Source organism: Sphingosinicella flava (assembly GCF_016025255.1).
Classification (GTDB): Bacteria; Pseudomonadota; Alphaproteobacteria; order Sphingomonadales; family Sphingomonadaceae; genus Allosphingosinicella; species Allosphingosinicella flava.
The window spans coordinates 1,615,414-1,628,086 of the sequence record NZ_CP065592.1 but is presented as its reverse complement, the minus strand read 5'-3'; the positions used below and the strand labels follow the sequence as shown (position 1 = coordinate 1,628,086).

The following is a 12,673-nucleotide window of genomic DNA, read 5'->3' as shown; positions in this document are numbered from 1 at the left end:
AAGCCATGACGCCACTTCGCATCGTGATCGCCGGGGGCGGCACCGCCGGCTGGATGGCGGCGGCCGCCATCGCCCGGTCGATGGGCCGCACGGTCGACCTGACTTTGGTGGAATCCGAACAGATCGGCACGATCGGGGTGGGCGAATCCACCATCCCCCCGCTCGTCGGATACAATCGGCTGCTCGGCATCAACGAGGCCGAGTTCATGCGGGAGACGAGCGCCACCTTCAAACTCGGCATCATGTTCGACAATTGGAAGGATGTCGGGGAAAGCTATTTCCACTCTTTCGGGATGACCGGCAAGGATCACTGGTCGGCGGGCTTCCAGCATTTCTGGCTGCACGGCCTCACCAAGGGTCACGCCCAATCCTATGACGATTATTGCCTGGAACTGATCGCCGCGCGCGAGGGCAAGTTCGCCCACCTGCCCGGCGATCAGGCCAATTACGCCTATCATCTCGATTCCGGCCTCTATGCGAAATTCCTGCGCAGGATGGCGGAGGCGGACGGCGCGAAGCGCGTGGAAGGCAAGATCGGTAGCGTGAACCTGAACCCGGAAAGCGGCGACATCGCCTCTCTGACGCTGGACGCCGGGCAGAAGATCGAGGGCGACCTGTTCGTCGACTGCACCGGCTTCCGCGCCCTGCTGATCGAGGGCGCGCTGCATGTCGGCTATGACGATTGGACCCACTATCTCCCCTGCGATTCCGCCATCGCGATCCAGACGGAGAGCGTGGGGCTGCCCGTCCCCTTCACCCGCGCCATGGCGCATGATGCCGGCTGGCAGTGGCGCATTCCGCTGCAGCACCGCGTCGGCAACGGCATCGTCTATTGCAGCCGCTATCTCGACAAGGACGCGGCGCTCGAACGGCTGCTCGGCAATATCGAGGGCAAGACGCTGGTCCAGCCCAACTTCCTGCGCTTCGCGGCGGGCGCGCGGCGCAAGCAATGGCACAAGAATTGCGTCGCGGTCGGCCTGTCCGGCGGGTTCATGGAGCCGCTGGAATCGACCAGCATTCACCTCATCCAGCGCGCCGTCATCCGCCTCATCCGCATGATGCCGGGCGGAAAGGTGAGCGCGCGCGACATCGCCGAGTTCAACGACCAGCAATTCCAGGACATGGAGCAGATCCGCGACTTCCTGATCCTCCACTATAAGGCGACAAACCGCCGCGACAGCCCGTTCTGGCGCCAATGCGCATCGATGGAGATACCGGACAGCCTCGCCCAGAAGATCGAGCTGTTCCGCGAAACCGGCCGCGTCTTCCGCCGCAACGAGGAATTGTTCGCGGAAAATAGCTGGGTGCAGGTGATGATGGGCCAGGGCATCATGCCGCAAAGCTACCACCCCGTCGCGGCGAAGCTGACGGACGATGAACTGATAAAGCTCCTTGCCCTCCTCCGCGACAATGTCGCGAAGAGCGTCGCCTCGATGCCACGTCACGGGGATTATGTGGCGCAATATTGTGGGGTTAAGAGGGATCAGGCGGCTTAGGCACCTTTCTTCGTAGGCCTTCATAAAACGGCCAATAGTTCATCGCTTGCAGAATAGAGGCAGAATATCCACGCTCTGGATGCTCAGGAATTTAATAAGAGCCACATGCAATCTGCGGCAGCTGGGCGACGCGATACGTAACTGGTAATCAAGCGGCATGTCGCTCGATGCAAATTTCGTACTAAATTCGATCGCGAGCTTGCTCACGGCAGACCGCCAGGCGGCGGCATTCGCGCATTACCCGACGTTGCGCATCCACACGCGCAACCTCCACAACGCGCTCAGCATCGCGATCAATGACGTTAATCAGGTCATCACAATGTGGCGCGCTGAACTCTTGGCAGAGCCGTCGATAGCTGTTCATGTCGAGCCGACACCGGCGAATGCATATCGGGTTATCGCGCCGATCCTCATCCAGAACGTTCATCAGACCGCGGCTTTTCTCCTTGAGGAAACACGGCCCGCGCCAGCCGTCGGACTTGAGGACGCAGAAAAGACCAAGCCGTCGTACAGTGACTTCATTAAGCTAGGGTCGGCGGTCCGCTGTTTTCTCGATGCCCTGGTGCAAGCCGCTTATCAGCTTGCGACCTTCAATGGCCTCCAGCTCAACTATAAGTTCCTGCAATCGCTGCTGAGCTTTGCAAGCGTCGCGCCGCCTGCGCTACACGCCAACATCGTCTCGCCCGACATCCAGGCGGCCCTCGATGCTTATTTAGCGCTCTCGTCCAAGGACCGCAGAAACTCGAGCTTCACCAAGGACGCGCACGGCCAATTCCCACAACGACTCGATGTCGCCGCCGAGCGGGCGAACCTTCCGGAGCAACTGCGCAACAATCTCAAACTAGTGTTCAGCTTCTGCTCCGACTTCGTTCATTCGGGCTATATTTCGGTACTCGCGCTCGATGATCCGACGGACAGCGTTATCATGGGCGGCTCAGGTGACGCGTTCGTCTCGCGTGCGGAAAATTTTGCGGAGGTGAAGCTTCGGCTGCTCGAAACTTGCACCGGCGCATATACCCATCTGCTGATTCCCATTCTTGAGCAAGCGATCGGTGAAACGCTCCGAACGGCGATCATGCCGTCCTGGACGATTACTCTAGAGTCCGCACGCACTTCACTTCAAATGGTGACGCGCGACGTTCATCGTCGCTTGGTCGAGCCAGTCCGCCGAAGTCTGATTACTAACGGTGAAAATGCTTGTATCGAATGCAGATGCGGTGGGCATGTCGATTTGGCGCCCCCACACCATGCATGGGATCGCTATTGCGGCAGATGCGGCGCACAGTTCACACTGCTCGAGCTACCGGATGAGGTTGACTACATTATCTCGGACCTTGGTGCCGGCGACGTACTCGGAAGTGACGCCCCGAAGATTGCCGTGTTGCCGTCCGATCTCCGGGCTAAACTTGAGCGCCTCGTCGAACGCCATCGGCCCACGCGTGATAGCGAGGAGTTCAAATACGTCGTGATCAGTGACCTTGCACGTTGCGATGAAAAAAGCCTGGCGGTACCATCGATGTGCACCACTGCGCCGGCCGGCGATGTTTCGACGCCACTTCGCTGCTTCGTGCCTGCAAAGTCGCTCGAGCGGTGCGCGGTGGTGCAGGTGCGCTGCAATTGCGGCGCCAGTGTTGATTATCAGGTGACTGACGCGACGCTGGTCGCCGACTGCGACGGCTGCGGCACGCGGATCGGATTGATCGGAGTGAGCGGCGACGGCGTCGAGATCATTACGGGATTGGGCGCTAACCAGCAGGCCGTGTCGATTCAAGCACGGGATCGTTTCACGGTGCCAGGCATTGCCATCAATGGATACCATAATCGGACGATGGTAGGAGCGGCCGCTCAATCCGGATAAAAACGCCGCCTCCGCCGCAGCCTGCGAAGCAGACTGCCTTCGGCCGCGACACGCTAGACTATCCGACGAAGATGCGTGTTCGGGATTGCCACAAAGCCAAGTACTGCGACGGCCCTTAGCAACGACGCTCTAAAGTGCCCCGGCTCCATCCTTGACATTCACCATCTGTCATTTATAAATGACACGTGATCGAAGCGCGGCAAACGGAAGAGTTCAGGGACTGGCTCGACGGGCTGCGGGATCGGATGGCGCGGAAGCGTATCGGTCAGCGGATTGCCCGGCTCCAGATCGGGCTGTTTGGCGATAGCAAGCCGGTTGGCGACAAGGTTTTCGAGCTGCGCATCGATCATGGCCCGGGATACCGGGTCTATTTCGCCAGGGAGGGAAACAGGATCGTGATCCTGCTCTGCGGCGGCGACAAGTCGACGCAGAGGCGGGACATCGAACGGGCGAAGGAGATGGCCGCCAATCTTTAGTGAGGCGGCGTTGTAATGCGTGATTGTCCGAGGAGGGACACGGAAGATGGGAGTCCAGACGATACCATTCGACGCCGCCGAGTTTCTCGACGACGAAGCATCGCAGACCGAGCTGCTCGCCGACGCCTTTGCCAGCGGAGATAGCGATGTAATTGTCGCCGCTGTCGGCATGGTCGCCCGCGCCCGTGGGATGGGAGAGCTGGCGAAGAAAACCGGCCTTAGCCGTGGCGGTCTTTATGCGGCTTTGAAGGAGGGTGGAAACCCCACGCTCGAAACCATCCTGAAAGTGCTGAACGAATTCGGCATCGGTTTAACCGTGAAAAAGAAAGACAAGCCGGAGCTGGCACACGCGTAAACGACTAAAGCTGGATTCCTGCCTTCGCGGGAATGACGGGTAAGAGACTGTGCTCCTGCGAAAGCAGGAGTCTAGCCGCACGGGCGGCGCCGCTGGGCTCCTGCTTTCGCAGGAGCACAATGGCGGGTTAATCCGGGAAGAACGCCGCCTTTACCGCCGCCTGTGAGGCAGGCTGCAACGGTGGGCCGCCCTCCGCCGCGATGCGCTGGACCATGCCGACGAAGACGATGTCATGCTCCGGATCGACCCAGAACCAAGTGGTCGCGAGGCCGTCCCAGAGGTAGGAGCCCCGCCCAAGCGCCACCTTCGCGGCCTGGGGATCGGTGACGACGACGCCGTTATAGCCATATTCGTAGCCCGGCCGCATCTGCTGGAGGCCGATGCCGTAGCCGCCGTTCAGGATTTCGGGCGGGAGCTTGGGCGACATGATCGTGGACGCGGCCTCCTCGCTGATGATGCGCTTGCCGTCGAGCGTGCCCTTGCCGAGGAGCATGCGGGCGAAGCGGGCATAATCGGGTGCGGTGCTGAAGAGGCCGCCGCCGCCCGAGGCGAAGCCGGGCATGGCCGTGGGATCGTTGCCGAGGGGGTGGCTGGTCACTTCGATGGGCTTCCCGTCCTTCCACTCATAGACGGTGGCGAGGCGGGGGAGCTTTTCTTGCGGCACGCGGAAATCGGTGTCGGTCATGCCGAGGGGATCGAAGATGTGCCGCTTCATGAAGTCGCGTAAGGGCATGCCCGACAGGCGCTCGATAATCGCGCCCTGAAGGTCCATCGCGATGCTATATTCCCACCCTGTGCCGGGATCGTAGCGGAGCGGCAGGCGGGCGACGCGGGCGAGAAAATCGCGATTGTCCTTCGCGCCCCAGAGGTCGGCCCGGCGATAGAGGTCGTCGATGCCGCCCCGGCCCATGTCGTATTGGAAACCGGCCATGTGGCTCATGAGCTGGGCCATATTGGGCTGGCTCGCGGGCGGAACGAGGATCGGCTTCCCGGCGGCGTCGAGGCTCTTCCAGACTTTGAGGTCCGCAAGTTCGGGAAGATATTTGGCGACGGGGTCTTCCGGCCGCCATTTTCCCTGGTCGTGGAGGATCATCATCGCGACGGCGGTGACGGGCTTGGTCATCGAATAAGCGCGGACGATGGTGTCGGTTTGCATCGGCGCGCCGGTTGCGAGGTCGCGCTTGCCGTAAGCGGAGCGGCCGACGAGCGCGCCGTCCTTCCAGATTTCCACGGCGTAGCCGGTGAGCGCGCCTTGATCGACGAAGCTCTGCAAGGCGGTATCCACCGGCGCGACATCAGGTTCGGTGCTGGCGGGCACAGCCCCGGCCAGCGCTGCAATAAGGGCGAGAAGCCGCGCGGCCCTCACCGCGGCCTTATTCCCGCCCGCATTGCGTCATCGGCACCTGCGCATAAGCCAGCCGCACGTCGGAGACGGCCAGCGAAAGTCGGCCTGCCGTGGCGATCGTGAACGGCACCGCGATGCGCTGCATGTCGGCCCCGGCGGCATGGAAGCATTGGAGCGGGACGGCGATGCTGGTCCATTGACCCACGGATGCAGCGCGGAGCGCTCCGCCGATCGGCACCGACGCGCCGCTCATGCCGAGCGAAACCGGCCCGGTGGGGGCAACGTCCACGCGATAGTCCATGACGAGGCTGAGTTCGCCGCCGGTTTCCCGCGAAATGTCGAGCGGCCGGAGAGCCGAAATGGACGCCGTCGCAGGGCCGCTGCCGTCCCACACGAAAAAGCGTGCATCCTCCTGCGCGCGGCGGTCGACGCCGGAAACGCGAAGGCGCCCGCTGGCGGTCGCGCCGGCGTTCCCGGGAATGCTGGCGGTGGGACCGCCCTCGTCGGCGAGATTGAGCATCCAGCCGGACGGAACCCGGCCCCGCCCGAAGATCACGCCGTCGCCATTGGCGGTGCCGACCGGCCGTTCCTCGGACAGACGCGGCAGCGTCCCCTCGTCCGCATAGGTCAGCCCGAAACCATAAGGGAATAGGGGGTCGTAATCGGCATCGCCCCGGTTGAGCGGCGTCTGATCGGCGCGCTTCGGCCAGGAGAAGGAGAGCTTGCCCTTGAAGTCATGGCGGGCATTGCCCTCGGCGCTTCTGAACAACATGTCGGCCACGCCGCCGCCTTCGCTGCCCGGCAGGAACGCGGCGACGAAGGCATCGGAGGCATTGAGTTCCGCATTCACCCAGAGCGGCCGGCCGGAGAGGAACACCGAAACCACCGGGATACCGGCGGCCTTGAGCTTGCGCAGCAGCGCCAGATCCTTCTTGTCGTCGGCGCTATATTCAAGCGTCTGCCGGTCGCCGACGAACTCGGCATAGGGGTCTTCGCCGAAGACGACGATCGCGACGTCCGGCTTCTCGCCGTAGCTGCCGTCGATGCTCAGCGTCGCGGTGCCGCCCGCCGCGTTCACCGCCTCCCGGATACCGCCGAAAATGGATGTGGCGCCCGGAAAGTCCTTGTTGGTGACGCCGGTGCCCTGCCAGGTGAGGGTCCAGCCGCCCGATTGCTTGGCGATATTGTCCGCACCGTCGCCCGCAACGAGCACCTTGGCGTTCGCCGCGAGCGGGAGGATCTTGCCCTGGTTCTTCAGCAGCACAAGGGATTCACGCACCGCCTGGCGCGCTACCGCTCGGTGCTCTGCCGACCCGAGCAGCTCGTAACGACCGGCCAGAGGGCGTGTGGACGGCTTGCCTTTCGAGAACACGCCGGAGCGAAGCTTGACCCGGAGAATGCGGCGCACCGCATCGTCCAACCGCGCCATCGGGATTTCGCCTGAGCGCACCTGGGCCAGCGTATTTTCGTAAAGGCCTTTCCAGCTGTCCGGCGCCATGAACATGTCGAGCCCGGCCTTGACCGACGCCGCGCAGGATTCATTGGTGCAGCCCGGCACCTGGCCATGCCCGTTCCAGTCGCCGACCACGAGGCCGTCGAAATTCATCTGTTCCTTGAGGGCGCCGGTGAGGAGGTCGCGGCTGCCGTGCACCTTCTCGCCGCGCACGCTGGAGAAAGACGACATGATCGCCTGAACGCCCGCCTCGATCGCCGGCGCGTAACCGGCGCCGTGAATGTCGCGCAACCGATCGGCCGAAGAGGGATTGTCGCCCTGGTCCTTGCCGCCTTCGGTCCCGCCATCGCCGATGAAATGTTTCGCGGTCGCGATCACCTTGCCGGGGCCTAGGAACTCCTTCGTGCCCGCGCGGCCCTGCAAGCCTTCGACAATCGCCGACGCATAAGAGCGGACGATTTCCGGGTCTTCCGAATAGCCTTCGTAGCTGCGGCCCCAGCGATCGTCGCGCACCACCGCCAATGTGGGCGCGAAAGTCCAGTCGAGGCCGGTTACGACCATTTCGCGCGCCGTAACCTCGCCGACGCGGCGAATGAGGTCCGGATTGCGCGTGTTGCCGAGGCCGATATTGTGGGGAAAGAGCGTCGCGCCGACCACATTGCTGTGGCCGTGGACCGCGTCCGATCCCCAGATGACCGGGATCTTCTCGCCGGCCCAGTCGGCGCCCATCGCAGCATCCCAAAATTCGTCCGCCAGCTTCACCCAATCGGAAGCGGGCCCGGTTTCATTGCCATAGGGCGAGGAATTCCCGCCGTTGAGCACGGAGCCGAACTTGTACTTGCGCACATCCGCCGGCGTGATGCTGCCGATATCGGGCTGGATGACCTGTCCGACCTTCTCCTCGATTGACATGCGTGCGAGGATGGCATCGATCCGGGCTTCCGTGTCGGCGTTTCGGGACACGCTGCTTTTCACGTTGGGCCAGATGCCTTCCGGGCGGGCGATCGCCGAACCCTGCGCGGCGGCCGCCCCGGTGCTGGTCGTCGCGAGCAGGAAAGCGCAGGTAAGTGCCCTGTGAAGCATCGTGAATCTCCTCCCACCGGCCCGCGCTGGCCCTATTCATGCGCGCCATTTGACTTTTGTTAGGGGGGGAGGGGCTGCGGTTGCAACTATTTTGTGAACGTTCTCACCATCTCCTTTGGGTCAGTTGACCCTGCAGGGTGTGCCTCTATGGTGACCGCTATGAACAATAGGGCCGCACTCGAGGAACGGCACACCGGAGCGCCGCGCACGCGGCAAACGGTGACCATCAAGCATGTCGCGGCCGAGGCGGGCGTGTCGCTGCAGACCGTCTCGCGGGTGATCAATAATGGCCCCAACGTGACGCCCGTAGTGCGCGAACGCGTGCAGGCTGCGGTTGCGAAGCTCGGCTATTTCCCGAACCTCGCCGCGCGGCGGCTGGGCGGATCGCGATCCTATCTCCTGATGGCCCTTAACGACCGCGAACCCACCGTTGCGGGATGGCGAGAGGGGCGGGGCAATGACTGGATCGACCAGATGCTGCTCGGCGGCATGCTGACCTGCGCCGAGCATGGCTATCGCATGATCTTTGAACTGGTGGACAGTCATTCCGACAAGATGGTCGATCAGATCCAGGCGGCACTCTCTGCGCTTCGGCCGGATGGCGTCATCCTGACGCCCCCGCATACCGAGAATGCCGCGATCGCGGATATTCTCTTGCGCAACGGAGTGCCCTTCGCGCGGCTTGGATCGCGAACCGAGGGCGAAGGCCTCAGCATCGCGATGAACGATGCTCTGGCAGCCGCGACAGCCGTGGACCATCTTGCGGAGCTTGGCCATAAAAGGATCGGTTTCATCACTGGAAGCCGCGACTATCTTGCAAGCATTGACCGCCTGGCGGGATATCGGGGAGCGATGGATCGGCATGGCCTGTTCGATCCGGCCTTGGTTGCAGAAGGCGACTTCGGTTACGCTTCGGCGGTACAGGCATTCGAAACCCTAAGTGCGATTCAAAGCCCGCCGACCGCGATCATCGCGAGCAGCGGGGAGATGGCGCTGGCCGTGTTGGCGATGGCGCGCAAGCTGGACATACCGGTGCCAGAGGCGCTCTCGATCGTCAGCTTCGACGATACACCCACTGTCCGGATGAGCGCGCCGCCGCTTACCGCGATCCACCAGCCTATTGCCGGCATGACCTCGCTGGCGGCGGAGATGCTTATCCAGATCAAGGACGGACGGTCCGACCTAAGCAGTGGCCAGATCCTCCCATTCGAATTCGTCGTGCGCGGGTCGACAGGGCCTTGCAGGAGCTGACCATCGCCTCCGCTGATGGCCGGAATGCCGCACAATCCTTGCGCGACGTTCAAGGGGGATTTCTGCTCTATCTTGCCGCTTATGTGGGCGCATTCGTCAGCTTCATTCCGTTCTTCAGCATCCTCCTGCCGTTGAAGGTCCAGGCGATCGCACCGGAGACGACGCTGCGCCTGCTAAGCCTGGTCACCATAGCCGGCGTTTTCGCCGCAAGTGTTTCGAACATTCTTTTCGGAATGCTCAGCGACCGAACATATCGGTCAACGGGCAGTCGGCGCAGCTGGATCGCAGGAGGCTGCATTGGCGTTGCGCTTGCCTATGGAGGAATGCGGCTGGCGAGCACGCCCGCAGCGCTCGTCGCAGCCGTGATTTTCTTGCAATGCATGATCAACATGATGTTCGCACCGCTGGTCGCCGTCATTGCGGACGAAGTGCCCGATCGATGGAAAGGCCGGACTGCAGCTGCGCTCAGCATCGCGCATCCCCTCGCTTCCTTGTCGGGCGCCATACTCCTGCTTGCGCCGCGGGCAGGAGAATCTGCGCAACTGATGATCCTCTCGGCCGTCACACTCGCGGCGATCTTGCCATTCTGTCTTCGATATCGCGAAGGCGGGCGCGGAAGCGAGGCGCCCCCCGGAGATGCCGCCCGAACGCTGGGTATGCCCCTGGCGTGGGCATCGCGCTTGTTGGTTCAGGCTGCGGCGGCCAGCGTGGCGACATACGTGTTCATTCACTTCAGCACAGCCACGCTTGCCGGCCACAGCGCTGCCGGGATGGTGCATCAGAAGATTGCCGCGATCATGGCCATGGGAACGATAGTCGCAGTGCCGGCCGCCTTTTTGGCCGGCTCGGCATCCGATCGACTGGGGCAAAGAAAGCCGTTCCTCGTCCTTGCTGGCTTGGGGATGTCGGCCGGTCTGTTCGGCGTCGCTTTTCCGATTTCCTGGTGGTGGGCGGGCGGCGCCTACACCCTTTTCATGACAAGTTACTGCATCTTTGTCGGCGTGCACTCGGCGTACACGCTGTCAATCCTGTCCCGATTTCACCGCGGTCGCGATCTCGGGGTGCTGAACCTCACCAATACATTGCCCTCCCTGGTTGCACCGGGTGTGATTCTGACGATGCAATCGACGAGCCTGAGCGCGATTTTCATGTTCGTTGCAGGCGCGACCAGCGTCGCTGCACTACTCGTCTCATTTCTGCCTGAAAATCGCGCCGGTGGCGCTCTTGGATAATTCTGCAGCTTTGCCAGACGACGCTGTCAGGTTAAGTTCTGCAAGACGCGTTCGCGCCTTGGCCGGCTCCCCTCACGCACGGGCCGCCTTCGCCCATGCAACCTGAGCTTGGCCGCGGAGCGTCCGCGGAAAAGCGGTGCCATTGATAAAAAAATCCACTTTGTGAACTTGACCTTACACTCAAAATCAGGGGCAAGTTAGCACCTGCCTTGCACTGACTGCTCCGAAACCGGACATTCCTGGTGCGACCGGTCTTCGGACAGATCAGATGATGCATTTTTTCAGAATATAATTAAGAGCGCTGATCGCGCCTCGCCGGCTAAAGACGAGGGCGCTTCAGGGGGCATGAATGGACGAGTTTGGTGGCGTTGCAGGGCGTTTTTGTGCGGGCCGGGATATTTCCAAGATTTGTCAACCGGTCATCGGCGCGCCACGGCGGCTCGCCAAGGCGCCGTTGTGGGCAGCGGCGATGCTGGCCATGGCGCTTCCGGCCGCCGCGGCTGCCCAGAACGCACTGCCAAGCCGGGAGGAGCTGAGTCCGGCCGAACGCACCGCCATCTCGCCGGGGCGGCAGGCCTCGGGGATTGAAGGGCAGCTTTCGGCGGGCCCTTGCCCGTTCGCGGCGTCGGACTTGCGCTTCACGCTTCAGGGCATCGATTTCGGCGGCCTGACCGCTCTTCCCCAGGAGCGGCTGGCATCATCCTGGTCGGACCTGAAGGGCCGCGAGGTTCCCGTTTCGGAAATTTGCCGCATTCGCGACAAGGCGGCCGATCTCCTGCTGGCCGAGGGCTTCCTGGCGCGCGTTGAAATCCCTCCGCAGGAAATTCGCGACGGCCGCGTGCGGCTGGAGGTGATCGAGGCGCGCATCGCCGCCGTCCGGGTCCACGGCTCGGCCGGGGCGGCGCAGCGCCAGGTCGAACGCTATATGGCGTCCCTTCAGGGGCTGGCGCCCTTCGACCTCAATGTGGTGCAGCGGCAAATCCTGCTCGCGTCCGACATTCCCGGCATCCGCCTGTCCACCAACGTACGGCCTGCGGAGGGCGAAGCGGGCGCTGTCGAACTCGACGTGCAGGTGGAGCGCGATGCGATCAGCGCGCTGGCGGGGGCGCAGAATTTCAGCTCCGACGCGGCGGGCCCCTGGACCTTGCTCGGCCGCGTGGATTTCAACAGCTTCACGTCCCTTGGCGAGCGGACCTCGCTTGTCGTTTCCTCGACCAGCGACTTCGATGAGCAGCGCGTCATCCAGTTGCTGGAGGAAATCAGGCTGGGGGGGAGCGGCCTCCTCGCCCGCGGCTCCATCTCCTATGCGCGCAGCCGCCCGAGCGGCGCGATCAGCGTGCTGGACCTGGAAGGCGAATCCCTGGTGGGGACGGCCGAGCTTGCCTATCCGGCCATCCGGCACCGCAGGCACAATCTCTGGGTCGCGGCGGGCATCGAAGCCGTGGACCAGACGTCCGATGCCTTTGACGGCCTGGCGCGGCTGATCGACGACAAGCTCCGCATTCTCTATCTCCGTCTGGACGGCAATCAGCGCACGAACATCCTGTCCATGCCCGCTTTCGCGTCGCTCGGCCTTGAGTTGCGCAAGGGCCTGAGCGCGCTTGGCGCGAGCAAGGGCGGAGAAGCGGACTTGTCGCGCGCGAAGGCCGATCCCCAAGCCACGCTCCTCCGGGTCAACGGCCGCGCGGAAATGGCGCTGGCGCCGGGGGTCAGCCTCGCGACCTCGCTGCTCTTCCAATGGGCCGATGATCCGCTGCTGGCCTATGAAGAGCTTGCCATCGGCAATTATACGATCGGCCGGGGCTATGATCCGGGGGCGGTCGCGGGGGATCGCGTCGCCGCGAGCGCGCTGGAGCTGCGTTACGGTCCGTTCGGATTGGGGCCGGTAAGCGGCAGCGCGTTCGGCTTCATCGATTCCGCATGGGTGGAAAATCTCGATCCCGGCTTTGGATCGGGTGAGCGCAAGGTGCAGTCGGGCGGAGGCGGCGTTCGTTTCGGCCTGACCGACCGGTTGAGCCTCGACCTCACCTACGCCCATCCGTTCGACCGGCCCGTGGCAGGCGGGCCCAAGGCGTCCGACCGCCTTCTCGTCAATCTCATTACCCGTTTCTGACGTATCCAGGA

The 12,673-nt window shown here is 63.1% G+C and carries 9 protein-coding genes; 7 read left to right on the top strand and 2 right to left on the bottom strand.

Features of this window, described 5'->3' with window-relative positions:
* Window positions 1-5: 5 nt before the first annotated feature.
* The 4 genes from IC614_RS08355 to IC614_RS08340 all read left to right on the top strand — a co-directional run bounded on the left by IC614_RS08355 (window position 6) and on the right by IC614_RS08340 (window position 4,185).
* Window positions 6-1,496, top strand: coding sequence for a tryptophan halogenase family protein (locus IC614_RS08355; protein ID WP_226372608.1), 1,491 nt, complete (start codon window positions 6-8; stop codon window positions 1,494-1,496).
* Window positions 1,497-1,653: 157 nt separating this feature from the next.
* A complete protein-coding gene (locus tag IC614_RS08350) occupies window positions 1,654-3,354 on the top strand; it encodes a hypothetical protein (protein WP_200970890.1) in 1,701 nt (566 codons plus the stop codon).
* 185 nt (window positions 3,355-3,539) lie between these two features.
* The gene (locus IC614_RS08345; protein WP_200970889.1) at window positions 3,540-3,830 is read left to right on the top strand and encodes a type II toxin-antitoxin system RelE/ParE family toxin; all 291 of its coding nucleotides are present in this window, start codon (window positions 3,540-3,542) and stop codon (window positions 3,828-3,830) included.
* A gap of 46 nt (window positions 3,831-3,876) precedes the next feature.
* Window positions 3,877-4,185, top strand: a complete 309-nt coding sequence (locus IC614_RS08340; protein WP_200970888.1) for an addiction module antidote protein — start codon at window positions 3,877-3,879, stop codon at window positions 4,183-4,185.
* Between the two features lie 127 nt (window positions 4,186-4,312).
* Here IC614_RS08340 and IC614_RS08335 read toward each other — a convergent pair whose 3' ends face one another.
* The gene (locus IC614_RS08335; protein WP_200970887.1) at window positions 4,313-5,551 is read right to left on the bottom strand and encodes a serine hydrolase domain-containing protein; all 1,239 of its coding nucleotides are present in this window, start codon (window positions 5,549-5,551) and stop codon (window positions 4,313-4,315) included.
* Between the two features lie 7 nt (window positions 5,552-5,558).
* Entirely contained in the window at window positions 5,559-8,066 is a 2,508-nt protein-coding gene (locus tag IC614_RS08330; RefSeq protein WP_200970886.1) for a glycoside hydrolase family 3 protein, read from the bottom strand.
* Window positions 8,067-8,225: 159 nt separating this feature from the next.
* On the opposite strand from IC614_RS08330, the gene IC614_RS08325 reads away from it, so the two are divergent.
* The 3 genes from IC614_RS08325 to IC614_RS08315 all read left to right on the top strand — a co-directional run bounded on the left by IC614_RS08325 (window position 8,226) and on the right by IC614_RS08315 (window position 12,662).
* A complete protein-coding gene (locus tag IC614_RS08325; RefSeq protein WP_200970885.1) occupies window positions 8,226-9,317 on the top strand; it encodes a LacI family DNA-binding transcriptional regulator in 1,092 nt (363 codons plus the stop codon).
* Window positions 9,305-10,549, top strand: coding sequence for an MFS transporter (locus tag IC614_RS08320; protein WP_200970884.1), 1,245 nt, complete (start codon window positions 9,305-9,307; stop codon window positions 10,547-10,549). The genes IC614_RS08325 and IC614_RS08320 overlap by 13 nt, the downstream gene beginning before the upstream one ends.
* A gap of 349 nt (window positions 10,550-10,898) precedes the next feature.
* Window positions 10,899-12,662: a ShlB/FhaC/HecB family hemolysin secretion/activation protein gene (locus tag IC614_RS08315; protein WP_200970883.1), complete on the top strand. Its 1,764-nt coding sequence runs from the start codon at window positions 10,899-10,901 to the stop codon at window positions 12,660-12,662.
* Window positions 12,663-12,673 lie beyond the last annotated feature (11 nt).